At 66.6% G+C, this 23,108-nt stretch carries 25 protein-coding genes; 6 read left to right on the forward strand and 19 right to left on the reverse strand.

Features of this window, described 5'->3' with window-relative positions; all coding sequences use genetic code 11:
- Nucleotides 1-143: 143 nt before the first annotated feature.
- Nucleotides 144-1,169: a tRNA preQ1(34) S-adenosylmethionine ribosyltransferase-isomerase QueA gene (gene queA, locus K0S66_RS06515; protein WP_301074496.1), complete on the forward strand. Its 1,026-nt coding sequence runs from the start codon at nt 144-146 to the stop codon at nt 1,167-1,169.
- A gap of 12 nt (nt 1,170-1,181) precedes the next feature.
- On the opposite strand, the gene K0S66_RS06520 is transcribed toward queA, so the two are convergent.
- Nucleotides 1,182-1,676 carry a TlpA disulfide reductase family protein gene (locus tag K0S66_RS06520; RefSeq protein ID WP_301074497.1) on the reverse strand — a complete coding sequence of 165 codons (495 nt, stop codon included), beginning with the start codon at nt 1,674-1,676 and terminating at the stop codon, nt 1,182-1,184.
- A gap of 127 nt (nt 1,677-1,803) precedes the next feature.
- Between K0S66_RS06520 and argH the strand changes: the two genes are divergently transcribed.
- From argH to K0S66_RS06545, 5 genes are read left to right on the forward strand one after another with little or no spacing between them, the layout of a single operon-like run.
- Nucleotides 1,804-3,171: an argininosuccinate lyase gene (gene argH, locus K0S66_RS06525; RefSeq protein ID WP_301074664.1), complete on the forward strand. Its 1,368-nt coding sequence runs from the start codon at nt 1,804-1,806 to the stop codon at nt 3,169-3,171.
- Entirely contained in the window at nt 3,168-3,401 is a 234-nt protein-coding gene (locus K0S66_RS06530; protein WP_301074499.1) for a hypothetical protein, read from the forward strand. The genes argH and K0S66_RS06530 overlap by 4 nt, the downstream gene beginning before the upstream one ends.
- Before the next feature lie 3 nt (nt 3,402-3,404).
- The gene (gene lysA, locus K0S66_RS06535) at nt 3,405-4,661 is read left to right on the forward strand and encodes a diaminopimelate decarboxylase (protein WP_301074501.1); all 1,257 of its coding nucleotides are present in this window, start codon (nt 3,405-3,407) and stop codon (nt 4,659-4,661) included.
- Entirely contained in the window at nt 4,658-5,437 is a 780-nt protein-coding gene (locus K0S66_RS06540; protein WP_301074502.1) for an NAD(P)-dependent oxidoreductase, read from the forward strand. The genes lysA and K0S66_RS06540 overlap by 4 nt, the downstream gene beginning before the upstream one ends.
- Nucleotides 5,434-6,384, forward strand: a complete 951-nt coding sequence (locus K0S66_RS06545; RefSeq protein ID WP_301074504.1) for a CorA family divalent cation transporter — start codon at nt 5,434-5,436, stop codon at nt 6,382-6,384. Before K0S66_RS06540 ends, K0S66_RS06545 begins: the two co-directional genes overlap by 4 nt.
- 30 nt (nt 6,385-6,414) lie before the next feature.
- On the opposite strand, the gene fliS is transcribed toward K0S66_RS06545, so the two are convergent.
- From fliS to K0S66_RS06635, 18 genes are all read right to left on the reverse strand, one after another.
- A complete protein-coding gene (gene fliS / locus K0S66_RS06550; RefSeq protein WP_301074506.1) occupies nt 6,415-6,813 on the reverse strand; it encodes a flagellar export chaperone FliS in 399 nt (132 codons plus the stop codon).
- Nucleotides 6,813-8,312 carry a flagellar filament capping protein FliD gene (gene fliD, locus K0S66_RS06555; protein ID WP_301074508.1) on the reverse strand — a complete coding sequence of 500 codons (1,500 nt, stop codon included), beginning with the start codon at nt 8,310-8,312 and terminating at the stop codon, nt 6,813-6,815. The genes fliS and fliD overlap by 1 nt, the downstream gene beginning before the upstream one ends.
- A gap of 70 nt (nt 8,313-8,382) precedes the next feature.
- On the reverse strand, nt 8,383-9,516 hold the full coding sequence (locus K0S66_RS06560; RefSeq protein ID WP_301074510.1) for a flagellar type III secretion system protein FlhB: 1,134 nt from the start codon (nt 9,514-9,516) through the stop codon (nt 8,383-8,385).
- Nucleotides 9,509-10,282 carry a flagellar biosynthetic protein FliR gene (gene fliR / locus K0S66_RS06565; RefSeq protein WP_301074511.1) on the reverse strand — a complete coding sequence of 258 codons (774 nt, stop codon included), beginning with the start codon at nt 10,280-10,282 and terminating at the stop codon, nt 9,509-9,511. Before fliR ends, K0S66_RS06560 begins: the two co-directional genes overlap by 8 nt.
- 69 nt (nt 10,283-10,351) lie before the next feature.
- The gene (gene fliQ / locus K0S66_RS06570) at nt 10,352-10,624 is read right to left on the reverse strand and encodes a flagellar biosynthesis protein FliQ (protein WP_046407818.1); all 273 of its coding nucleotides are present in this window, start codon (nt 10,622-10,624) and stop codon (nt 10,352-10,354) included.
- 69 nt (nt 10,625-10,693) lie between these two features.
- Nucleotides 10,694-11,455 (reverse strand): flagellar type III secretion system pore protein FliP, encoded by a 762-nt coding sequence (gene fliP, locus K0S66_RS06575; protein WP_301074665.1) that lies wholly within the window; start codon nt 11,453-11,455, stop codon nt 10,694-10,696.
- A gap of 116 nt (nt 11,456-11,571) precedes the next feature.
- Nucleotides 11,572-11,841 carry a flagellar biosynthetic protein FliO gene (locus tag K0S66_RS06580; RefSeq protein WP_046407814.1) on the reverse strand — a complete coding sequence of 90 codons (270 nt, stop codon included), beginning with the start codon at nt 11,839-11,841 and terminating at the stop codon, nt 11,572-11,574.
- 9 nt (nt 11,842-11,850) lie between these two features.
- On the reverse strand, nt 11,851-12,153 hold the full coding sequence (gene fliN, locus K0S66_RS06585) for a flagellar motor switch protein FliN (RefSeq protein WP_046407812.1): 303 nt from the start codon (nt 12,151-12,153) through the stop codon (nt 11,851-11,853).
- The gene (locus K0S66_RS06590) at nt 12,150-13,034 is read right to left on the reverse strand and encodes a flagellar motor switch protein FliM (RefSeq protein ID WP_301074516.1); all 885 of its coding nucleotides are present in this window, start codon (nt 13,032-13,034) and stop codon (nt 12,150-12,152) included. Before K0S66_RS06590 ends, fliN begins: the two co-directional genes overlap by 4 nt.
- 60 nt (nt 13,035-13,094) lie before the next feature.
- Entirely contained in the window at nt 13,095-13,709 is a 615-nt protein-coding gene (locus tag K0S66_RS06595) for a flagellar basal body-associated FliL family protein (protein WP_301074518.1), read from the reverse strand.
- Nucleotides 13,710-13,729: 20 nt separating this feature from the next.
- On the reverse strand, nt 13,730-15,922 hold the full coding sequence (locus K0S66_RS06600; protein ID WP_301074519.1) for a flagellar hook-length control protein FliK: 2,193 nt from the start codon (nt 15,920-15,922) through the stop codon (nt 13,730-13,732).
- A gap of 42 nt (nt 15,923-15,964) precedes the next feature.
- Nucleotides 15,965-16,381, reverse strand: a complete 417-nt coding sequence (locus tag K0S66_RS06605; RefSeq protein ID WP_301074521.1) for a hypothetical protein — start codon at nt 16,379-16,381, stop codon at nt 15,965-15,967.
- Nucleotides 16,374-17,702 carry a FliI/YscN family ATPase gene (locus K0S66_RS06610; protein WP_301074523.1) on the reverse strand — a complete coding sequence of 443 codons (1,329 nt, stop codon included), beginning with the start codon at nt 17,700-17,702 and terminating at the stop codon, nt 16,374-16,376. Before K0S66_RS06610 ends, K0S66_RS06605 begins: the two co-directional genes overlap by 8 nt.
- Before the next feature lie 57 nt (nt 17,703-17,759).
- The gene (locus K0S66_RS06615; RefSeq protein ID WP_301074524.1) at nt 17,760-18,494 is read right to left on the reverse strand and encodes a FliH/SctL family protein; all 735 of its coding nucleotides are present in this window, start codon (nt 18,492-18,494) and stop codon (nt 17,760-17,762) included.
- Nucleotides 18,487-19,497, reverse strand: coding sequence for a flagellar motor switch protein FliG (gene fliG / locus K0S66_RS06620; RefSeq protein WP_301074526.1), 1,011 nt, complete (start codon nt 19,495-19,497; stop codon nt 18,487-18,489). Before fliG ends, K0S66_RS06615 begins: the two co-directional genes overlap by 8 nt.
- The gene (gene fliF / locus K0S66_RS06625) at nt 19,494-21,188 is read right to left on the reverse strand and encodes a flagellar basal-body MS-ring/collar protein FliF (protein WP_301074528.1); all 1,695 of its coding nucleotides are present in this window, start codon (nt 21,186-21,188) and stop codon (nt 19,494-19,496) included. Before fliF ends, fliG begins: the two co-directional genes overlap by 4 nt.
- Nucleotide 21,189: 1 nt before the next feature.
- Nucleotides 21,190-21,555 (reverse strand): flagellar hook-basal body complex protein FliE, encoded by a 366-nt coding sequence (gene fliE / locus K0S66_RS06630; protein ID WP_301074530.1) that lies wholly within the window; start codon nt 21,553-21,555, stop codon nt 21,190-21,192.
- The gene (locus tag K0S66_RS06635; protein WP_301074532.1) at nt 21,552-22,832 is read right to left on the reverse strand and encodes a sigma 54-interacting transcriptional regulator; all 1,281 of its coding nucleotides are present in this window, start codon (nt 22,830-22,832) and stop codon (nt 21,552-21,554) included. Before K0S66_RS06635 ends, fliE begins: the two co-directional genes overlap by 4 nt.
- Nucleotides 22,833-23,108: the final 276 nt, after the last annotated feature.

The raw sequence follows: 23,108 nt of genomic DNA on the forward strand, positions 1-23,108 counted from the left end.
CGCCCGGCTATAGCGGCCCTTGCCTTCCGGTCGGCCGGCGGCATAGGCGAGCGGCGAGGCTGCTGCCGGCGACGATCGCGCCGGCGCGCCGCCGTCCGGCGACCATGATCGCCGCCCCGCCATGTTGGACAGCGCCGCCAGATATGAACGTCGACCTTTTTGATTTTGATCTTCCCGCAGAGCGTATCGCGCTGCGCCCCGCCGCGCCGCGCGATTCCGCTCGGCTGCTGGTGCTCGACGGCGCGACGACGCGTGACCGGATCGTGTCCGACCTGCCCAGCGAATTGCGCGCGAACGACATCCTGGTCTTCAACGACACGCGCGTCATTCCGGCGCAGCTTGAAGGAACGCGCGGCGAGGCACGGATCGGCGCCACGCTGCACAAGCGAGAGGGGCCGCGCCGCTGGCGTGCCTTTATCCGCAATGCCAAGCGGCTGCGCCCCGGCGACACGATCGATTTCGGCGCCGGGGTAACCGCAGTCGCCAGCGACCGCGCGCAGGACGGCAGCTTTGCGCTGGACTTCGCCGGCGACGAACCCGTCGAGTTGCTGCTGGAGCGTGCCGGTCGCATGCCGCTGCCGCCCTATATCGCGGCGAAGCGCCCGACCGATGCACGCGACGCAGACGATTATCAGACGATGTTCGCGCGCGAGGCCGGCGCCGTCGCCGCGCCGACCGCCGCGTTGCATTTCACGCCTGATCTGATGGCCTCACTCGATGCCGCGGAAATTGCCCACACCACCCTCACCCTTCACGTCGGTGCGGGCACCTTCCTGCCCGTGAAGGCGCAGGATACCGCCGACCACCAGATGCATGCCGAATGGGGCAGGATCGACGCGCCGACCGCTGATCGCCTGAACGCCGTGCGCGCGGCCGGCGGCCGGGTGATTGCGGTCGGCACCACCTCGCTTCGCCTGATCGAAAGCGCCACCGATCAGAATGGCGCGATCAGGCCGTTCGAGGGCGATACCTCGATCTTCATCACGCCCGGCTATCGCTTCCGCGGGGTCGACGGTCTCTTGACCAACTTCCACCTCCCCCGCTCGACGCTGTTCATGCTGGTTTCGGCGCTGATGGGGCTGGAGCGGATGCAGGGGGCCTATGCGCATGCGATCGCGCATGGCTACCGCTTCTACTCCTATGGCGACGCCTCGCTGCTGCTCCCCTGACAGCTGACCGGGTCAGCTTGCGGCGATCAGGGCGGTCGACTCGGCGTCGGCCCAATCCTTCGCGCCGCTCACCCGCCAAAGCTCGCGCCCATTGGCGTCCAGCATGATCGTCATTGGCAGGTTCGCCTTATAGGCCAGGCTCAGGCCAAGGTCCGGATCGACATAGGGCACCAGCCGCGTCAGGCGCTGCTCGGCAAAGAACGGCGCGACCTTTTCGCGCTGCATGTCCTGGCTGACCGCCAGAACATGCACCTTGTCGCCCGCAATCGCCGCCGCAGCGTTGAGGCTGGGCATTTCCTTGATGCAGGGCGCGCACCAGGTCGCCCACAGGTTCAGCAGCACGGGCTTCCCGCGAAAGTCCGCCAGGCTGATCTTCTTGCCCGCCGGATCGAAGAAGGTGACGGTCGGCGCCGCTTCGCCCTGATGCGACCGGTCGATCTTCCCTGCGACACTGCCTGCGGGCTTGTTTCCGACGACCTCGTCCGACGTCACCTCGTCCGGGCTCATGCCGTTGGTGGCAGCGACGTTCGCTTGCTCACCGGCGGGCGTTTGCTTATCGCAGGCCGAGGCTGCGAGCGCGGCCGCAAGGAGAAAGACAGTTCCCGAGCGCGAAGACATGAGCGGTTCCAACCAGATGTGGGGCGGACGATTTGCCGAAGGGCCGGCCGCGGTCATGCGCGAGATAAATGCCTCCATACCCTTCGACAAGCGAATGTGGCGGCAGGACATCCGCGGGAGCCAAGCGCATGTCGCGATGCTCGCCAAGCAGAACATCATCGGCGCCGATGATGCGGCGGCGATCGCACGCGGGCTTGAGGCTGTTCAGGCGCATTATGAAGAGGTTGGTGTCGCCGAAGACCTCGTGCTTGAAGACATCCACATGCAGACCGAAGCACGGCTGGCCGAGGCGATCGGGCCCACTGCCGGCCGCCTGCATACCGCGCGCAGCCGCAACGATCAGGTCGCGACCGATTTCCGCCTCTGGGTGCGCGACGCGATCGATCAGACACTTGCCGCGCTTGCCGCTTTCCAGCGCGCGTTGCTGGATCGCGCCGATGAACATGCCGCAAGCGTCATGCCTGGCTTCACGCATCTCCAGTCTGCGCAGCCGGTGACGCTCGGTCATCACCTCATGGCCTATGTCGAAATGGCGCGCCGCGACGTCAGCCGCTTTACCGACGCGCGCGTCCGCATGAATCAGTCGCCGCTCGGCTCCGCCGCCCTCGCCGGCACGGGTTTCCCGGTCGATCGTCACGCGACGGCCGCAGCGCTGGGGTTTGACGGTCCAACCCGCAACTCGCTTGATGCCGTGTCCGACCGCGACTTCGCGATCGAGTATCTCACCTGCGCCGCGCAATGCGCGCTTCACCTGTCGCGGCTGGCCGAGGAGTTCGTGCTCTGGGCGTCGCAGCCGTTCGGCTTCGTATCGCTCAGCGACCAATGGTCGACCGGCAGCTCCATCATGCCGCAAAAGCGCAATCCCGACGCGGCGGAGCTGGTTCGGGGCCACGCAGGGCGCATCACCGGGTGCCTAGTCAGCCTCATGGTGACGATGAAGGGGCTCCCGCTGGCCTATTCAAAGGACATGCAGGACGACAAGCCGCCGGTTTTCGAATGCCACGACCTGCTTGGCCTCTGCCTTGCCGCGATGACGGGCATGGTGGAAAGCGCGACCTTCCGCACCGATCGGATGCGGGCGCTGGCAGAAAGCGGCTTTGCCACGGCGACCGACCTCGCCGACTGGCTGGTCCGCGAGGCCGGCATCCCGTTCCGCGAAGCGCATCACATCACCGGCCGCGCCGTGGCGCGCGCCGAAGCGGCAGGCGTCCGGCTCGATCAATTGCCGATCGAGGATCTCGTCGCGATTGACGCGCGGATCGACCGTCGCGTTTACGACGTCCTTTCCGTCGACGCATCAGTCGCCAGCCGGACGAGCTTTGGCGGCACTGCTCCGGACAATGTGCGCGCGGCCGTTCGCGAAGCGCGGGAGGCACTGGCATGAGAGCCGCTATCCTTCTTGCCGCCGCCCTGCTGAGCGCCTGCGGCTCTTCGCGCGGCTTGCGCCCCGCGGAGGGGGAACGCCTGCCCGTCGCCCCTTATGGTGCGACGGCAACGCCAACTCCGGCAGAGCTCCTGACCCCCTCGCCCCAGGCCCGCCCGGGCCGCAGCGACGAAGTGCTGCGCAATTCAGAACAGCGTCGCAGCGACGAATTCGATCTCCCGCCAAGGTAACCAATGGACCATTTCGCTCTAGTCAACGGCGAGCTTCACTGTGAAGCCGTCCCGCTCTCGCGCATCGCGGCAGAGGTGGGAACGCCGGTTTATGTCTATTCCGCCAGCACCTTGCGCAATCAGGCCCGCCGTTTCCGTGACGGGCTGAAAGGCGTGGCGAAGGTCCACGTCGCCTATGCCGTGAAAGCGAACCCGAACATCGCGGTGCTCAACGTCCTGGCGCGTGAGGGTTATGGCGCCGACGTGGTGTCGGGTGGCGAGATGGCACGCGCACTGGCTGCGGGAATGCCGGCCAAGGACATCGTCTTTTCGGGCGTGGGCAAGACTCGCGCGGAGCTGATCGGCGGGATCGAGGCCGGGATCGGGCAGTTCAACATCGAGCTGGAAGAGGAAGGCGTTGTGCTGGCGCAGTTGGCCGCGGAACGCGGCAAGACCGCCAGTGCCGTGCTGCGGGTCAATCCGGATGTCGATGCCGGCACGCACGCCAAAATTTCGACCGGCAAGCGCGAGAACAAGTTCGGCGTGGCGATTGACGAGGCGGCCGGCATCTTCGGTCGGCTGTCTCAGCTGGATGGGCTGAACCTGCGCGGCGTGGCGATCCATATTGGCTCGCAGTTGCTGAACCTGGCACCGCTAGAGGCAGCATTCGAGCGGATCGGCGCCTTTGTCGCCGAATTGCGCGCCGCTGGGCACACGATCACCCACGTCGATCTCGGCGGCGGTCTGGGCGTCACCTACAAGGACGGCGATGTCCCCCCCGACCCCGCCGATTTCGGCGCCATGGTCGCGCGGGTGACACGCGACTGGAACGTAACGCTGATGTTCGAGCCAGGCCGGGTGATCGCCGGTAATGCCGGCGTGCTGCTGACCGAGGTGATCTGGGTAAAGCCGGGGGTCACTAGTCCCTATGTCATCGTGGACGCGGCGATGAACGACCTAGCGCGCCCGGCGCTGTATGATGCGTGGCATGACTTTGCCGCCGTACGCCCGACCGGTGAGCGGATGGTCGCCAATATCGCAGGCCCCGTGTGCGAAACGGGCGACACCTTCGCGCGCGATCGCGACATTGACGCCGTACGGTCCGGGGATCTGGCGATCTTCCGCACTGCCGGGGCATATGGCGCGACCATGGCGTCGACGTACAACTCACGCCCACTGGTGCCCGAAGTGCTGGTCGACGGCGATCGCTACGCGGTGGTCGCAGACCGGATTTCGGCCGAGACGATCCTCGCTGCCGAGCGCGTACCGGACTGGTTGTGACCCTCCACAGCCTGCCGATCTTTGTGCGGCTAAACGGCCGTGCGGTGATTCTGGTAGGCGACGGGGAGGCAGCAGCGGCCAAAAGGCGCCTGCTGGAGCGCGCCGGCGCGGTCATTTTGGCCGAACACGAGCGTGCACCGGCGCAGGACAGCCTCGACCCGCGACTGGCAATCGTCGTCGATGATGAAGCCGCGGTTGCACGGCTGAAGGCACGCGGCATTCTGGTCAATGCGGTCGATCGGCCCGAGCTGTGCGACTTCACCCTGCCGGCGATCGTCGACCGCAATCCCGTGTTGGTTGCAATCGGCACTGGCGGCGCCTCGGCCGGCCTGGCGGCGGCGCTGCGCCAGAGGCTCGAGGGACTGCTGCCGGTGAACCTGGGGCGGCTGGCGGATGCGCTTTACGCGGCCCGCAGTGCGTGGCGCGCGCGCTACCCCGATGCGACCCCGCGGCGGCGAGCGATTGCGAGCGCCTTGGCGCCGGGCGGAGCGCTGGACCTATTGGCGGACTTTGCTGCCGGCGAAGCATTGCCCCCGGGGCGGGAACTTTCCGACGCCAGAGAACGTCGTGTCGAGCGAATGATCCTGGCCTCCCCCGATCCCGACGATCTGACGCTGCGCCAGGCGCGGCTGCTGGCGAACGCAGATCGGGTGACGCATGGCGATGACGTACCCGCGGCGATCCTCGATCGCGCGCGCGCCGATGCGGACCGCCTTGCCTGCGCGGTCCCTACTGCCGCCCTGCCTGGGCTCACAGTCGACGTGAGAATGGCGTGAGCGGCTTTGGCTACCGCCTCGAGAATGACGAGGCGAGCAAGGTCCCCGTTCGCGATGCGCTGGCCAGCGAAGCACCGCTCGTGTGGGTCCACCTGACCGATACCGCCGAACATGCGCAGGCATGGCTGCGCGATGAGGCCAAGCTGCCCGACTATATCGTCGATCCACTGACCGCACAGGAAACTCGCCCGCGCTGCGACGCTATCGACAATGGCGCCTTTCTGAATCTGCGCGGCCGCACCGACGAGGAGATGGATTCGTCCGACATGCTCGCGTCGGTACGTATCTGGATCACGAAGGGGCGGGTGATCTCGGTCACGCGTAAGCATTTGCTGGCGCTCGACGTGGTGGAACAGGATGTATCGGGGGGCCGGGTGCGCGATCCCGGTGATCTGATCGCTGCCTTCGCGACCGCGATCACCGCCGATCTCGACCCCGTGGTGGCTGACCTGGGCGACGATCTCGATGATTGCGAGCAGCAGCTAGATGCCAAGAAGGTGTTCGCGCTGCGCCGGAACGTCACCCGGGTGCGGGTGGAAGCGATCAGTTACCGACGCTTCCTCAACCCGCAGCGCGCGGCGCTGGAACAGATGGCAAAGCTGGATGGCGACTGGCTTCAGCCGGATGACCGCGCGCACTTGCTGGCAGCGGCAGATCGCGCCGCACGCATGGCGGAGGAAGTGGAGGCCATCCGCGAACGAGCAAGCCTGATGCACGAGGCGCTGACCGATCTTCGCGCCGAACAGCTCGATCAGCGAAGCCTGATGATCTCGATCGTGGCGATGGTGTTCCTGCCGCTCACCTTCATCACCGGCCTATACGGCATGAACGTCGAAGGATTGTGGTTCGCGCAGCAGCCATGGGCATTCGACGCCATTATCGGCCTGTGCGTTGCCATTTCCCTGGCCGTCGTCGCGTGGTTCATGGCGCGCCACTGGCTACGCTAGAAGGCGGCACCTGCCGACGAGCTCCCTCGGTCACGCGGCGCGAGCGGCGCGCCATGCCTCTGCGATTTCGGACAGCGTGTCGGCGACGTCGCGAAACGGCTTGCCGTCATGCCCCAGGCTTGCCTCGATCACTTGCTTGCGCGCGCCAGCGTAGAGCCGGCCGAGGGTGACGGAGACCTCACCGCCGCGTTCAAAATCAAGGTTTGCTTCCAGCGCGAACAGGATTGCGGTCGCACGCGTGACCCGCTCGCTCTTGACCGCAAACTTGCGGTTTTCCGCCGCCCAGGCGGCGACGCGCAGCGCCTGGCAAAGCTCCTCGTAGAGAAGCTGAACCAGCGCCGGACCGTCCGCATTGGCGGTGCGGCCGGCGAGGTCGATACGACGATAGGTCTGCGCGGGATCGCGCAGTAGGGCGGACGCGTACGCCATCAATTATCGCCCTTGGTCCACGCCTTGATCTGATTTTCCATGAAGGTCTGCGTCGACTTGTACGCCGCAACGCGCGCGTTCATCGACGCGAACTGCTGCGTCAGCCGCGTCGTCATCTTTTCCTGCTGCAGTTCCAGCTTGTCCTGCTGATCGACCAGATCGCTCTTCGCTTGGTTGTAGCGGGTGGTCGATGCGCCGAGGCCGTAGAGCGTGCTGGTCGCGTTCAACTTGATGGAATTCATCGCGGCCAGCACACCCGTGCCGTCGGAGGAATTGGAGAACATCGCCTCCAGCGAACCAGGAAACTGGTTGATCGCGCGGGTCAGCTTCTCGCTGTTGACCGACAAGGTACCGTCACGATTGGTGCCCACGCCGATCTCGGCCAGCGTTCGCGGGCTACCCGGTGCGGCACCGGGCAGGATCTCACGCAAGGACAGCGACTTCAGGCTAGCGAGCATGTTCTTGGCGCCGCTGTCGTTGCGCAGTTCGCCCGAGATCGGATCGGTCTGCTTCTTCAGTTCGGCAAGCACCTGATTGTAGGTGAAGACGAAATCCTCGACCGCGTTGGTAAGGGCGGTCGTCGGCGTGCTCGACGTCAGCGAAACCGGAACCGTGGATGTCGTCAACAGATCCAGCTTCACGCCGTCGATCAGGTCGGTAACGCTGTTGGAGGGGCGCTCCACCCTGACGCCATCAACTGTCAGCACTGCATTACCGGCCGTGCTGGTGATCGTCATGCCGCTACCCGTGGGGCCGACCGCAAACTGCGCCAGCTTCGTCGACGGATCGATCGAGGTCTCCAGCGTGAATGCCTTGGCGCTGCCGGTATCCCCCTTCAGCGACAGATAGGCGCGGCCGTCTGCGTCGGTGACTACCGAAGCCGTCACCCCCGCCTTGCGCGCGTTGATCGCTGCAGCGATCGAAGTGATCGATGCGTCCTTTACCTCGATCTCGATCGGGTCGCCCGTGGTGGACACCCCTGTCATCTCGCCCGTTTGGGGATCGAGCACCGCTGTGCCGACCTTCAGCACGAACGTGCCGGAACCCAACACTTCGGTCTTGCTCGCCACACTCGCCTTGGAAACCGCCGCCTGACCCGTGGCGAGCCGATCGACGCCAATGCTGGCGTTGAACCCCGTCAGCTTCGCGCCCGAGATGGGCGTCGCCGACAATATGCTGCTGTTGGAGCTGACCGGCTGAGACTGCAGCGTTCCGCCCTTCACCAGCGTCTCCAGCGCGGCGGTGAAATCGGTGATCATGTTCTTGAGCGTCGACACGCCCGATAATTGCGCCGTGAGCTTCTCGGAACGCGCGGTGATCGCCGCGTTCTTGGCGGCGAATTGCGCCTGCACCAGGCTGGTTACCAACGTATCGGTATCCACCCCGGAGCCGGTGTTGAGCGAGGTCAGCAGCGCGCTGGCCGCCGACTTCGTGACGCTCGTCGTGCTCGGCGTCGGGGACGGGGTGGGCGTGGCGCCGGTGCTGGAGACGGTGGTCATGTTGCCTTCTTAAACGACCGCCCTGAGCGAAGTTTTAGCGCATCCTGAGCGGTGCGGCTTGATAGGCGCCTCAGTGTAGCGCCGCGCCGTTTTCGTCGAAGCGCGCACCCGCCGGGACATCGATCGGGGGCAGCGGCGCCTGCCCGCCAGCGGCGGCATTCAGGTTGAAGACGAACGCCAATACGGTCGCGATTGCCATGTAGAGATCATCGCGGACCTCCTGGTTCTCGCGGCTGGTGTAATAGACCGCACGCGCGAGCATCGGATACTCAAGGATCGGCACCGCCATCTCACCGGCAAGTTCGCGGATCGCGAGCGCGGTTGCGCCGCGGCCCTTGGCCACGACCACTGGCACCGAATCGCGCCCGCGATCGTAGCGTAGCGCGACCGCGAAATGCGTCGGGTTGGTCAGCACCACATGCGCTTCCGCTACCGCCCCGCGGGTGGAGCGCGACAGCATCGCATGCTGGCGGGCGCGGATCTGCGCCTTGATCTCGGGATTGCCCTCGCTCTCCTTATGCTCGTCCTTCTGCTCCTGCTTGGACATGCGCAGCTTCTTCATGCGCTGGAAAATCTGCAGCGGCACGTCGAGGAACGCGATCGCGACCAGACCCATCGACATCACGATCATCAGCGTCGTCAGGGTCCCGCCGAGAGCGTCCACCGCGGCGCCCAGATCCGCGCGCGCAAGCCCCAGCGTCGTTCGCGCACTGCTCATCAGCAACCATGCGCCGATCGACCCCAGCAACGCCACCTTCAGCAACGATTTGCCCAGTTCGATCCAGCCGTTCATGCCGAATATGCGCTTCAGCCCGGAAGCTGGATTGATGCGATTGCCCTTCGGCGCCAGCAGGCCGGCATTGAACTGGAGCGAGCCAAGCGCAGCCTGACTGGCCACTCCGGCCGCTACCACGATCGCGAACAGGGTGCCGAATGCCGGCAACAGCTTCCATCCGGCGGCGGCAAGCGGGCGGAACGGCTGGAAATCCTCCACGTCGCCGCGCGTAAACTGAAAGCTTTCGGCCATCACACCCTTGCAGGCGGCGACCAGCGACGGGCCGAAGAAGACGAGCCAAGCCACACCGGCGAGCGCGACGGCTGCGGTCGCGAACTCTCGGGATTTGAGAACGTCACCCTTTTTCCGCGCGTCCTTCAGACGCTTGGGTGTCGGGGCTTCTGTCTTTTCGCCGAACTCATCAGCCAAGTACCAGGCTCCGTGCCGCTTCCAGGCCCTCGCGCACGATGACCAGCATGTAATCGCCCATCGCCGGGAACGCCGCTGCCATCGCGATCACGCCGACAGCCAGGCTGGCCGGCAGACCGATCGAGAACAGGTTCAGCGCCGGCGCCGACCGCGAGATCATACCGACGACCAGATTAAGGCAGAGTAAAAGAAAACCCACCGGCAGCGCGAGCAGCAGCCCGGCGAAGAAAGCGTAGCCGCCAAACAGCGCAATATCGCGCAACTGGCCGGGCGCGAGCCAAGCGGCGCCCGGCGGCAGCGCGGTGTAGCTGCGCGCAACGGTATCGACGAGGACGAGGTGACCGTCGATCGACAGGAACAGCAACGTCAGCAGGATCGACAGGAACTGGCCGATTGCTGGCGAAGAGCGCCCGGAATTGGGATCGATCATATTGGCAAAGCCGATCCCCATCGATCCGCCGATCACCTCGCCCGCGATCAGCGGCGCGGCAAAGGCGATCTGGAGGATGAAGCCGAGCGCGAGCCCGACCAGCGCCTCGGCCGCGATGGCCAGGAACGTCGCAACCGCGAACACCTGCGGCGGGGGCGTCACGTCGTGCATCCCAAGCACCAGCACACCAACCGCGCCGGCGAGCACTACGCGTACCTGAAGCGGAACCGACACGTTGCCGAACACTGGCGCTGCGACAAAGGCCGCGCCGACGCGCACCATGACGAAGATCAGCGCCCATAGCTGCGGCTCGATCGAGAGGCCGAACCCTAGCATGATTCAGCCGCCCTGCCCGGCGCGCCGCCCGCGGCGACGACAAACAGGATCACGGCGCGGCTCACCGGCTCAGCGCACCAGGTCCGGAATACGTTCGAATATCGAGACAGTGAAATCGCTGAGCAGCCCGAGGATCATCGCACCGAAGATCACCAGCGACAGGCCGACCACGATCAACTTGGGCACGAAGCTCAGGGTCTGCTCCTGGATCGAGGTTGCCGCCTGGATCATGCCCAGGATCAGGCCCGACACGAGCGCGGGGATCAGGATCGGAGCCGCGGCGAGCGCCAGCACCCAGAGCGTCTGGTTCGCCACGGTCAGGAAGTAATCTGCGTCTACCATGCTGAATTCCGACTTCTCACCTGTGCCGTGGGGGCGCTGTACGCGAGCAACGCACTATTTTGCCGCGGGCTAGGTGGCGAAACTGTTGGCGAGGCTACCCATCGTCAACGCCCAGCCATCGACCAGCACGAACAGCAGCAGCTTGAACGGCAGCGAGATGATCGTCGGGCTCAGCATCGCCATGCCAAGCGCCATCAACACCGTCGCCACGACCAGATCGATCACCAGAAACGGCAGGAAGATCAGGAAGCCGATCTGGAATGCCGTCTTGAGCTCGCTGGTCACAAAGGCGGGCAGCAGCACCGAATAAGGAATGTCGTTGGGGCTGGCATAGGGGCCGGACTTTGCCATTTCGGCAAACATCGTCACGTCCTTAACCCGCGTCTGCTTCGCCATGAAGGCGTGGAGCGGCGCGCCGGCGGTCTTGATCAGATCAGTCCCGCCCATCTGTCCCGCCGCATAAGGCTGGATCGCGGTCGTATTGATCTGGTTGATGACCGGCGCCATCACGAAGAACGACAGAAACAGGCTGAGGCCGATCAGCACCTGGTTGGGCGGCGTCTGCTGCAGGCCCAGCGCCTGGCGCAGGATCGAAAGCACGATGATGATCCGGGTGAAGCTGGTCATCATCAGCAGGATGCCCGGCAGGATGCTGAGCAGGCCCATGATGATGAGCACCTGCAGCGACAGCGACATCGATCCCGAACCGTTCGCGCCGCCACCCAGCTGCCCCAGCGCGCGATCGATCGCGTCGCCCGCGCCCGGTGCGGCGGACGCCGGCGGCGCAGGCGCAACCGGCGCGCCCTGTGCCAGTGCGGGCATGGCGACCATGGCGGCTACTAGGAATGCAAAGGCGATCAGCAGCACCTTGCCCCAGGGAAATTCGGCTGGACGCGGGCGCCGTGCGTCGCGAAACAGGGCCGGCCCGTTGCCGATGCGCGTGACGCTCACGACAGGGTCCGGGGCGCATCCGCGCGATCAACCAGCGTCACTCCGCCACGACCGACCGATACCAGCAGCCGCTTGCCCTCGAACTCCACCACAGCAAGCCGCAGCCCGGGCGAGATCATCATCGTTTCCTTGACGTTGATGAGGCGCGTGTCGGTACGGCCCGGCATCCGGCTTTCGAGCCGGCGCCAGAGATACAGGCACCCGATCATCAGACCGCACACCAGCGGCAGCAGGACGATCAGCTTCAGGATGTAGGACCACATCATCGCGGTGGATCAGCCGCGCTTGTCGGGATTGACGAGCTCGGTCATGCGCACGCCGAAGCGGTCGCCCACGGTCACGACTTCGCCGCGGCCGATCAGTGTGCCGTTGACGAAGACGTCCAGCAGCTCATTGGCCTGACGATCGAGTTCGATCACGCTCGATTCGCCGAGCGCCAGCAATTCGCGCAGCGTCAGCTGGGTGGAGCCGATCTCCACCGTCAGCTTTACGTCGACGTCCTGCAACAGGCGGAAGTTCGCCGCCAGGGCGCCGTCGCCCATGTCCTTTGGCGGGAAACCGCCGCTCATGTCGTTCACTGGGTCAATCCTTCGAGAGAAGCGAGCGAGGTCAGTTTGATTGCGGCATGGCCATTCGACGTGCCCACGGTGCCGGTGCCAAGGCGATCGTTGCCGACCATCACCGGCACATCCTGGCCAAAGCTGATCGGGATCACGTCACCGGGCTGAAGCGACATCAACTTCGACAGGCGGATCGTCGGCTCCGCGAGGACCGAGCGCACCGGGAAGCGGATGTTCATTGCCGCGCGGGTGAGCGCGGTCTGCCACAGCGCATCCTCCGCCGCAGCCTTGGCGACGACCTTGCCGGTCAGCGCGGTGCCGTGCGGCTTCAGCGCCGTGACCGGATAGACGACATCGACAAAGGCTGGCTTGCCCTGCCCCGGCGCGATGCCGAAGCGGGTCACGATCATCGCGTCCTCACCGTCGAAATCGGACAACATCGAGGCATTCGCCTCGCACCGCCCAATCGAGAAGCTGACACGCGCCAGCGGTTCCCAGGCGGCCGTCAGCGGACGGGCGATCATCTGGCCCAGCCGCCCGACCATCGCTTCGGCGGCGGGGGAGAATTCGCGCGGCAACTCGGCCGGCGCGGCGCCGGTGCCCCCGAAGAACAGATCGAGCAGTTCGAGCACGAACTTGCCGTCCAGCACCAGCAGCGCGGTGCGATCATCCATGCCCATCGGCAGCCACGCGGTCAGCTTGTCGGGCCGCTCCGCGCGATAGTCGGCGAACCGTTGTACCGACAGCGGCTCCGCCCAGGCCCGCACCTCGTCGCGCAACAGCGGCTCGAACACGCCGCGCATGCCCCGGGCGAGACGCGCCGAGAGATGCTGCAGCGTGTGCAGATCGCCGAACGGATTGAGCTTCGCCTGTCCGAGCACGCCGAGTTGAACCGGCATTGCGCGGGATCGCTCGCGCCGTTCGCGCGGGGAGGAGGACGTGCCGTTAACCATGCACGTTCACTGAACAACGAAATTGGTAAAGTAGACGTTACCAACGCCGCCAAAGCCTTCCTTTTGCTTCAGCGTCGTGTTGATTGATGCGACCAGCCGCTTGGCCAGCGCCATCTTGCCCTGCGAGGTGAAGACCTGGTCCTCGGTCGTGTCGCCCAGCGTCATCAGGATCGCCGAGCGAATCGCGATGTCGTTGGCCTTGATGTTCTGGATGACCTTCTCGTCGTAGGGCGTGGAGATGGCGATGCCGACCTGGATGAAGTGCACCGACTCCTGGAGGTTGGCGGTGAACTCCTTTTCCAGCGCATAGTAATTGGACGCATAAGGCTCCCCGCCCATGCCGTCCGGCGTCGGCTGCCCGTCATGGCTCGCCTCTTCGCCGCCGCCATGACCGCTGCCTTCGCTACCAGCACCCTCCGGCGCCTTTTGCTCGCTCTTGGGCACGAGCTTCGGCTTGTTCGGATCCGCCACATGCGCGGCGCCCCCGACCATGCCGGATCCGGCCGCGTAAAGGCCTGCGCCAACGCCGCCGCCGACAAGCACGAGGCCGCCGACCGCCAGCACGATGATCTTGCCGAGCTTGCCCTTCTTCTTGGGCTCAGCCTGTTCCTTGTCACTCATTGATCAAACGCCCCTGGTGTTCACGCGATACGTTCGTCGGATGCCGCCGCGTCGCCGCTGGTGGCGGCACTGGCCGATCCCTTGATGGTGGAAGGCGCCCCGGGGGACGCGCGCTGTTGCTGGTGTTGGTGCTGCCCTGTGCCGCTCCCCTCGCCCAGTTGCGCCGAAAGCTTCAGTCCGCGGGCTTCCGCAAGCTCGACCAGCTTTGGCTGTGCCTCAGCCAGCAGCTGCCGTGTTTCGGGCGCCTGTGCGGTCATCTGAACGGTCACGGCGTCGCCATCCCGCCGAAGCGACACATCGATCGCGCCCAGCTTGTCGGGAATAAGACGGATGCTGGTATCGGCCGCATCGAGCGCGTCGCGCAGCATTTCGATCCTGCCGATCATCTTCATGGCCCAGTCGTTGTTCGTCATGACGACCGCGCCGGCTCCGGCGGCAGAACCTGTCGAAAGATCAGCGGGCATGGCGCCAAGCGGCGCGAGCGCGGGCCCATTGGGTTCGATCCGCAACTCGTCGCGGACCGCCTGATGGATGGCGGCCGCGAAAACCTGCGCAGCAGGCGCAATCGCCGGAACGGTGGGTGCGAGTGGTTGCGGCTGAGGCGTCGCGACGACAGGCGCTTGCCCGACAGGCGCTACGCCGGCCGACACGGGCACCGGTGCCGCCGCTTGTGCCGCAGGCGAGGCGAGCGGCGTGACAGCAGGCACTTGCGCGACAGGTGCTGCGGCGGCCGACACGGGTACCGGTGCCGTCGCTTGTGCCGCAGGCGAGGCGAGCGGCGTGACAGCAGGCGCCTGCGCGTCCGGCGCTGCGCCGGCCGATACGGGTACCGGTGCCGTCGCTTGTGCCGCAGGCGAGACCAGCGGTGGGACAGCGATCGATGCAGCCACAGCAAGCGGCTGCGGTGGCACGCTGTTCATTGCGGACAAGGGCTGCGACGGCGCCACCCCGCGCATGCCTGATACGGGTATATCGATGGTGACGCTCGCCTGCTGCGGCAGGCGTACTGGCACCACTGCAAGCGGCGAGACGATCGGGTCGAACTGGCGACTGCGAGACAATTGCGGGCGGGTTACCGCCGGAGCCACCGTATCCGCGCCAGGCTCGACTTGTTGAACCGTGAGCGACGCTGCCTGCGGCTGCTGGGCGGGCGCCAGCATCACAGCGGGACGCGCGAGTGGCTCAGCGTCAACCTGCGCCTGCGCCGGCATCGTCACCGCCGCCATCGGTGGCAGCGATGCAGTGTCGCTGATCGGCACCGGAGGGTCTGCGGCATGTACCGCAACACTCGAGATTTGGCGCTGGGCTTCCGGCGCGGCTGGAGGCACGCTCGCTTCTGGCGCGGGCGTAGTGTCAAGCGACGGCCGTACTGCGGTGGTGACCACCGTCTGGCCAGTGACCGCGTTATCAACTGGTGATGTCGGCAGCTCTGGCGGCATCGATACCGACGAAGCGTCGACCGAGCGCATAATCGGCAACTCCGCCGCCCGGACGCCAACCGATTCGAGCGGCTCTACTAATGCCGTCGACACGTCAGGTCGCGCGGGAGTGGCAGCAGCGTCAGGCGAGCGCATGGCTGTCACCTCCCCGGCGGGGAGGGCTACGGATGCGAGCAATGAGGCCTTCCCAGTCGCCAATGCCGTCGGAACTGCCAACGCGCGCGTCGCGGCCGGCTGCTGAACGGTGTCGGCAACGGGCAATGGCGTCACGATCGCTGGCGCGGTCGCCACTGCACCGATGTCCACCTCATCGGCCACCGCTGGCGACGGCAATGCTGGCGCGGCGGCCACCGGCGCACCGGCGCCGCGCGTCGCGTAAACGTCAGATGTCAGCCGCTCGCCGACCGCAAGGTCGGTACTCGCACCACCGTTCGTCGCGCCGGGCGCAGGCGCGGCCGCAAGCGGCACCGTCTGCCAGAACGACGTCATCATCCATGGCGCCAACAAGCCATCTGACGTCGGGTCATCGTTGCCGGAGCTTGCCGGCAAGGTCTTGCCGCCCCCCGCATCCTCTTGCCGGGACATGCCGGGGGAGGCGCCGAGCACCGCCGGGATCGGCAACAGCGATGCGAATAGCGCCGCGTCGCCCGTGCCTGCCCCGACATTGGCGACCGAACCTGCCCCCGGCCACACCGGCACGGCACCCGGGAGCGGCGCCACGCCGGTAAGCGCAGCGCCTGATGGTGCGTGGGAGTGGAAGGAGATCAACGTCATTGTGGTTGTCGGTCGCTCGTCAGGGAATAACCGACGGAACAATCAGCAAGGATCGTGCCGAACCTTGCGCGTCGGTGGCGCATCCTGCAGCGCGCGAATGGCGCGCAATGCCGCCTCCGCCTCGCCCTGCGCGATCAGCTTCTCGACCGCGGTCTGGTCGCGCTTGGCCGAACGGGTCGCTTCGGCGGCACGATCCGCCTCGGTCGCTGCGTTACGCACGCGATTCTCGACGACCTCGGCATTGCGGTGCAGCTTCTCGCGATAATGCGCCATCGCGGCGAAGGAGACGCCTGCCCCTGCCCCCGGCCCGGGCGCAACCGCCGAAGCGAGCTGGGCAATGCGCTGCGACAGCGCGGTCTCGCTCGCGACCTGTTCCTGCGCGCGCGATTCGGCGGCGCGCGCCATGCCGAGCTGGAGAGTGCGGACGCGGTGAAGGCGCTGTAGCTTCTTGTTATCCATCGCCGAACACACCGGTCAGCTCGGTCACGGCGTCGTCGAGCGACACGCTGGCATCGGCATCCTGGCGGATGAATTCCATCACCGCGGGGTGGTAGGCAATGGCCGCGTCAATCGCCGGATCGGCACCCGCGCGATAGGCACCCATCAGCACCAGATCACGATTTTCTTCATAGGTCGCCAGATGCCGTCGCAGAACACGGGCGGCCTGAACGTGCGGCTTGCCCGCTATGTCGGTCATCACGCGGCTGACCGATTTCGACACGTCGATCGCCGGATACACGGCGTGTTCGGCGAGTGCGCGGCTCAGCACGATATGGCCGTCGAGGATCGAGCGCGCGGAATCGACGACCGGATCGTTTCCGTCATCGCCATCGGCCAGCACGGTGTAGATCGCGGTGATCGCGCCGCCGGTGTTCACGTCCGTGCCGGCACGCTCGATCAGATTGGGCAGCATCGCAATGGCAGATGGCGGATAGCCACGCGCCGACGCCGGCTCGCCCAGCGCAAGGCCGATCTCACGGCCAGCATGCGCCACGCGGGTCAGGGAATCCATGATGAGGAGGACGTTCTTGCCCTCGTCACGAAATGCCTCAGCAATCGCCGTGGCGCGCAGCGCGCCGCGGATGCGCAGCACCGGCGAATGATTGGCCGGCACCGCGACGACGACCGAACGCTGGCGCGCCTCGCCCGCCACCTTGGTTTCAAGAAAGTCGGCGACTTCGCGGCTACGTTCACCGATCAGGCCGATCACGATTACATCGGCCTTGGCGGCACGCACCATCATGCCGAGCAGAACCGATTTGCCGACGCCCGAACCGGCCATGATGCCAACACGCTGGCCCTTGCCGATCGTCAGCAGGCCGTTGATCGCGCGCACGCCCACGTCCAGGGGCTCAAGCACACGGCCCCGATCAAGCGGCGACTGAAGCTTCCCCGCGAGCGGCCAGCGACCAGCGCCGCGAATGGGGCCAAGGCCGTCGATCGGCTTGCCGGCACCGTCGACCACGCGGCCGAGCAGCGCTTCGCCGACCTCCGCCTCGCCTGGTGCCCCGGTCGGGCGAACCGGCATTTGCGGCAGCAAAGCCGCGGGTCCACCGAGGTTCATCAGCAAGGTGCGACCGTTGCGGAAACCGATCACCTCCGCCTCCACGCCAACCCCCGCGTCACCGATCCGGCAGACGGTGCCTACCGGCAGGGTCAGGCCGACGGCCTCCATCAGCAAACCGTCATAGGAAGCCAGGCGACCGGCAACCTTGGCCGCCGGCCGGAAATCGGCGTTGCCCAGCGCATCCAGATAGTCGGCGGTGAAGCGGTTGAGCATCTACGATCCTGGAAAGCGGGCGCCGGCCGGCACGATCGCCGGCGGCAATGCGAGGGGTCAAAGCGCGGGGACGGCGACCTTGTCGAGCGCGCTGGTGAGCTGCTCCAGCCACAGTTCGGGACCATCCTCGACAATGGTGGAAGCGGCCTCGAGAACGAACGTCCCGCGCGTCAGGCTGGCGTCCCCCACGGCGAAGATCGTGTCCGGCAAACGCCCGTCGAGCAGCGCGACATCGTCGGGGTTCACGCGCAGGATGGCGCTTTCCGACTGGTCCGCCAAAAGCTCCGCGGCCGCTTCGACCCGCCCGGCGAGCAGATCGCCCGAGATGCCGGTCTGTCCGATCAGCCCGCTGACCAGGCGAAGCACCGTCTGCCGCAGCTGCCGCGCGATCCGCTCACGATCGATCCGGTCGTCGGATTTTAGCGCGGCGACGATCCCTTCGATCATCGCCACGTCGCGCGCCGCCGAGGCGACATGTTCCGCGTGGGCCGCAGCATAGCCAGCGTCAAAGCCTGACTGGTGCGCCTCCACCACTGGATCGACCGGCGGCACCTCGGCGATCGCCGCAGCGGCAGGATCAATGTCGGACGATTCCGGGGCAACCTCGGGCTGCTGCGGCGGCGTGCCGTGCGGCTGCGACGAAGCAGAGAACGCCTCCTCGATCCGCGCGATCAGGTCGCCAGGCGCAAACCCGGGTTGCCGGTCGGCGAACACCCGCTGCAGGCGGACCGCCGCATCGTCCTGGCGCGGTGCGAAACCGGCGACGAATACATTGGCTGCTGGCTCAGACATAATCGTCTTCGCCCCCACCCATCATGATCGTGCCGTCCTTGGCCAAGTTGCGGGCGATGGCGATGATCGCCTTTTGCGCGTCGAGCACCTCGGACAGGCGCATCGGGCCGCGGGCTTCCATTTCGTCGCGGATGCCGTCGGCTGCACGCGCCGACATGCAGCCGAGGAAGCGATTGCGCGCAGCCTCATCCACGCCCTTCAGCGCGCGGGTGAGGATGTCGCTGTCGATGTTGCGGATCAACGTACCCAGGTTCTTGTCGTCCATGTCGAGCAGGTTGTCGAAGACGAACATCGCCTCCTCGATCGCCCGCGCGGTTTCCTTGTCCAGCTTGAACAGCTTGGGCATGACGCGCTGCTCGGTCGCCTTGCGGGCGCCCTGAAGGATCTTCGCCGCCTCGCGCGTGCCGCCCAGCTTCACCTGCGTGCCCTGCGCGGCGCTGACCGCGCGGCTGCCGATCATCGTCCGCAGCGTCTCGACCGCCTCGGGCGTGATCGGGCCGAGCTTTGCGATGCGATGCAGGATCTCGGGCTGCGCCGCATCCGGCAGCAATTCCAGCACCTGCGCGCCGACCGCGGGATCGAGGTTGGCGATCAGCAGCGCGCAGACCTGCGGATGCTCCTTCTCGATCATCGCCGCGATGTCGGTCGCGTCGAGCCAGTCGAGCAATTCGATCTCGCACGCGGCCTCCGGCGGGGTGATCCGTGCGAGGACGCTTTCCGCCTTCTCCTGCCCCAGCGCGCGGTGCATCACCGCCTCGATCTTGGGCTTGGGATCAAAGGTGATCCCGGTCCGCTCCCGCGCACGGCCGACGAAATCGTCGAGCACGCCCTCAACGTCGGCTTCGCTGACATCGGCGACGGTGTACATCGCACGGCCAAGCTCGCGCACCTCGTCCGGCTCCAGCTTCTGGAGGATGGCCGCCGCCTCCTCCTCGCCGACCAGCATCATCAGCACCGCGGCACGCTCCGTCCCGGAAAAGGTGCGAAGGGCGATTTCGCTCACTGCGCAGTCGCCTTCATCATGTCGCGCACGGCGAGCGCAGCGCGAGCAGGATTGTCGCGCGTGAAGCCGCGCACCTTGCCGATCCGCTCGTCATAATTCCGGCTCGCCTCGATCTCGTCCAGCGTGACCGGGGGAGCGACGGCGATTTCGCCGCCCACGACGCCCTCACCATTGTCGCCCTCAGCACCGAGGCCGAGCTGCGCAAGCGGCGCTGCCTCAACCTCTTCCTTCTTCTTCATCAGCGCCTTGGCGAGCGGGCGCACGCCGAGCAGCAACACCAGCAGCGCGATCACCACGGCGGTCAGGTTGCGGGCGATCACCGGCATCCAGCTGTTATCGTACCAGGCGGGGCCGTCATTCGCCGCATCCGCCTCGCCAGCGAACTTGCGGCTGATCACCGTCACCTGATCGTTGCGTGCCTGATCATAGCCAACCGCGGAGCGAACCAGCTCGGTGATCTGGTTGATCTCCATCGCGGTACGCTTGCCCTTCTCGGGTTCACGCAGCAGCACGGCAACCGACAGGCGCTTCACCGCACCAGGTGCAGCGCGCGTGACCGACACTTCGCGACCCAGGTCATAGGAGCGGGCGAACTGGTCGGACTGCTTGTTCGGGTTCGGCGCTGCGCCGCCGGCGACCGGCTGACCCGGCGCCGCCGGCTGGCCGTTCGCGCCCGTCGCGGCCTGCGGCTGCTGGAGCGAGGCGGCAGGTGGCGGCGTATTGCTGAGCGCGCCCGGAATTCCGCCGGGAGCCTGCCCATCGCCCGCCTGATTGCCGGTCCAATTGCCGGTTTCGGCGCGCAATGCGCCTTCCTTGTCATAGCTTTCACGCGTCGCGGACGTTTCGTCCATGTTGACGTCGGCCTGCACCTCGGCGGTGAAATTGCCCGCGCCGATCAGCGGCGTCAGCAGCTGGACCAGCTGCGTACGGTACTTTTCCTCCACCTGGCGCTGCAACGCGATGCGCTGTTCGGTGCCGCTCTGGCCCGCGCCACCCGCCTTGGACAAAAGACCGCCCATCTGGTCGACGATGGTCACCGCTTCCGGCTTCATGCCGGGCACCGATGATGCGACGAGATTGATGATCGACTGTACCTGCGCCTCGCTGAGCGCACGGCCGCCTTGCAGCTTCACGACCACGGAGGCGCTGGGCTGGGCGTTGTCGCGCACGAATACGCTGGATTCCGGCATCGCAAGATGCACGCGCGCCTCGGTGACGACGTCGAGCTCCTGGATTGACCGGGCAAGCTCGGTCTCGCGCGCCTGGCGCAGGCGCTCGCCCTCGACGGCGCGGCTGACGCCCATCGGCAGCTGATCGAGAATGGCGTAGCCACCCGGCGCTGCCTTGGGCAGGCCCTGGCCGGCGAGCAGCAGCCGCGCGCGGGAGTAATCCTCCTCGTTGACGGTCACCGCATCGGTCGCGTCATCGACCTTGCTGTCGATGCTGGCGGCGGACAGCGCCTGGGTTACGGCAGCCTTGTCGGCGTCCGGCAGGCCGGAATAGAGCATCTTCTGCGGCGGCGCGGACAGGGCCGACCACGCGAGTGCCGACGCGCCGATCAGGCTGACCATCAACGCCATCGGGCCGGCGCGGCGGACCGCGGGCTGCGCGAACACACCCTGGATCTGCTTCAACGGGTTGGCGAAGCGTTCCGGGATGATCGGGTTCGAAGGGGCGAGTGCGTTAGCCATGTCAGACCGGCATGCTCATGATGTCCTTGTACGCGGACAGGATCTTGTTGCGCACCTGAAGCGTCGCTTCGAAGCCGACCGACGCTTCCTGACGGGCGAGCATCACCTTCGCGATGTCCACCGTTTCGCCGCGCTCATAGGCTTCGGAGAGCGCCGACGATTTCTGCGCCGTGGCGTTCACCGACTGGAGCGCGTTCTCCATTGTCGCGGCAAAGCTGCCCTGTGCGGGCTGCGATCCTGCCACCGGGGCGGATGTCGCCACCGCCGCCGTCGCGTTCGCCCGGCTCAGCGCGGCGTTGCGCTCCAGGATCTGGGCACGAAGCGCCATCACCCTGTCGACGCCGCCTACACCACCAACACCGCTCATGCCGTCAGTCTCCGATCATGCGGCGCGGCGATCTCTTCACCTTGCTCGCGCGCCTTCGCGAGACGGTAACGCAAGGTTCGTTCCGAAATGCCGAGGCGGCGGGCCGTTTCGATACGATTTCCGCCGCAGGCCTTCAAAGTCTCGCGGATCGCGGCAAATTCGGACAGCTGGACCACCGATCCCAGCGTCGTCGCGCCCGGTGCTGCGGGCTCGTCGGCAAAGACGAACGGGCGCGGCGCGCTGGCGCGATCGAACATGATGTGATCGGCCTCGATCGTGTCGCCACCACAGAACAGCAGGGCGCGCTGGATGACATTCTCCAGCTCGCGGACGTTGCCCGGCCAGTCATGCGCGACCAGCTTCGCAATCGCCTCGTGGGAGGGCCAGGGCACGATCGGGCGGACGCCAGCATGGCGCAGGATCATCGTCGCGGCGAGCGCCGGTACGTCCTGCGCACGATCGGCCAGTGCGCGGGTGGTGAGCGGAAAAACCGACAGGCGGTAGTAAAGGTCGGCGCGGAAGCGGCCGGCGGCCACCTCCTCCTGCAGATCGCGGTTGGCGCACGCGACGACGCGAACGTCGATCGGCACCGGATGCGTCGCGCCGATCGGCACCACCTCACGCTCCTGCAGCACGCGCAGCAGCTTCGCCTGGAGCGGCAGCGGCATTTCGGCGATCTCGTCCAGCACGATGGTGCCGCCGTTCGCCGCACGGAAGAAGCCCTCGCCCCCCGACGAAGCGCCGGTGTAGCTGCCCTTCACATGGCCGAACAGCATCGCCTCCAGCATGGTCTCGGGCAGCGCTGCGCAGTTGATCGCGATGAACGGACCATCTGCACGCCCCGAATTGCGGTGGATCGCGCGCGCCAGCACTTCCTTGCCGGTGCCGGTCGGCCCGTTGATCAGGACGGTGATGTCCGCTGCGGCAACACGCTCCGCCAGCGCGAACAGCGCAAGCGTCTCGGGATCGGCCGCCGTGGGAAGCTCCGGCCCGCCAGCGAGCGCGCGGGCGAAGGCGTTGCCGACGACGGCGTCGGCATGATCGAAGCTCAACCGCGCCGGAGCGCCGTCGCGAAACGGGGTAACCTGGGCGGCGCCGCGTGACAGAATGACGGTGCGGGCCGGCACCGGCGACGCCTCACCCTCCGCAATCAGCCACGCCGTGTTGGGCTGCGGACGCCCCGATGACGCGCCGACGACAAAGCCCTGCGCGCGAAGCGAGGAAACCAGAGTGACATGCGAATCAGCAACGGCAGCGGACGGAACGATCGAGCGCAAAAGTTTTCCCCCACGGAATGACCATGCCTCTACGGGTTATTTGGTTAACGACCTGTTGAACCGGCAGCCGGCCGGCAAAATTGTTCCGGGTGCGTGCCGCGCGCGCCTGAACGCGCCCGAATGCACCCGCGCGGCGCGGATGAGCGCGCGCGCAGGCCGGCGCGTGCGCGAACCTGCACGTGAGGGACCCTCCCGGGCAGGTGCTTGCCGCCTTGCCGGAAGAGCGGCCAGATCTTGCCGGCCGGCGGCAACCGGCAGCTGCTGGCGCCGAGTGTT

Source organism: Sphingomonas sp. (genome assembly GCF_029239295.1).
GTDB lineage: Bacteria > Pseudomonadota > Alphaproteobacteria > Sphingomonadales > Sphingomonadaceae > Sphingomonas.

Coding starts and splice junctions, on each gene's coding strand:
- K0S66_RS06600 (WP_301074519.1), bottom strand. CDS start 15,922: ATGACGTTGATCTCCTTCCACTCCCACGCACCATCAGGCGCTGCGCTT.
- fliF (WP_301074528.1), bottom strand. CDS start 21,188: ATGGCTAACGCACTCGCCCCTTCGAACCCGATCATCCCGGAACGCTTC.
- K0S66_RS06595 (WP_301074518.1), bottom strand. CDS start 13,709: ATGAGTGACAAGGAACAGGCTGAGCCCAAGAAGAAGGGCAAGCTCGGC.
- K0S66_RS06530 (WP_301074499.1), top strand. CDS start 3,168: ATGAGAGCCGCTATCCTTCTTGCCGCCGCCCTGCTGAGCGCCTGCGGC.
- fliQ (WP_046407818.1), bottom strand. CDS start 10,624: ATGGTAGACGCAGATTACTTCCTGACCGTGGCGAACCAGACGCTCTGG.
- fliD (WP_301074508.1), bottom strand. CDS start 8,312: ATGACCACCGTCTCCAGCACCGGCGCCACGCCCACCCCGTCCCCGACG.
- queA (WP_301074496.1), top strand. CDS start 144: ATGAACGTCGACCTTTTTGATTTTGATCTTCCCGCAGAGCGTATCGCG.
- K0S66_RS06590 (WP_301074516.1), bottom strand. CDS start 13,034: ATGCCGGTTCAACTCGGCGTGCTCGGACAGGCGAAGCTCAATCCGTTC.
- K0S66_RS06520 (WP_301074497.1), bottom strand. CDS start 1,676: ATGAGCCCGGACGAGGTGACGTCGGACGAGGTCGTCGGAAACAAGCCC.
- K0S66_RS06605 (WP_301074521.1), bottom strand. CDS start 16,381: ATGGATAACAAGAAGCTACAGCGCCTTCACCGCGTCCGCACTCTCCAG.
- K0S66_RS06615 (WP_301074524.1), bottom strand. CDS start 18,494: ATGTCTGAGCCAGCAGCCAATGTATTCGTCGCCGGTTTCGCACCGCGC.
- lysA (WP_301074501.1), top strand. CDS start 3,405: ATGGACCATTTCGCTCTAGTCAACGGCGAGCTTCACTGTGAAGCCGTC.
- fliS (WP_301074506.1), bottom strand. CDS start 6,813: ATGGCGTACGCGTCCGCCCTACTGCGCGATCCCGCGCAGACCTATCGT.
- fliE (WP_301074530.1), bottom strand. CDS start 21,555: ATGAGCGGTGTTGGTGGTGTAGGCGGCGTCGACAGGGTGATGGCGCTT.
- fliP (WP_301074665.1), bottom strand. CDS start 11,455: ATGGTCGCCATGCCCGCACTGGCACAGGGCGCGCCGGTTGCGCCTGCG.
- fliR (WP_301074511.1), bottom strand. CDS start 10,282: ATGCTAGGGTTCGGCCTCTCGATCGAGCCGCAGCTATGGGCGCTGATC.
- argH (WP_301074664.1), top strand. CDS start 1,804: ATGTGGGGCGGACGATTTGCCGAAGGGCCGGCCGCGGTCATGCGCGAG.
- K0S66_RS06580 (WP_046407814.1), bottom strand. CDS start 11,841: ATGATGTGGTCCTACATCCTGAAGCTGATCGTCCTGCTGCCGCTGGTG.
- K0S66_RS06610 (WP_301074523.1), bottom strand. CDS start 17,702: ATGCTCAACCGCTTCACCGCCGACTATCTGGATGCGCTGGGCAACGCC.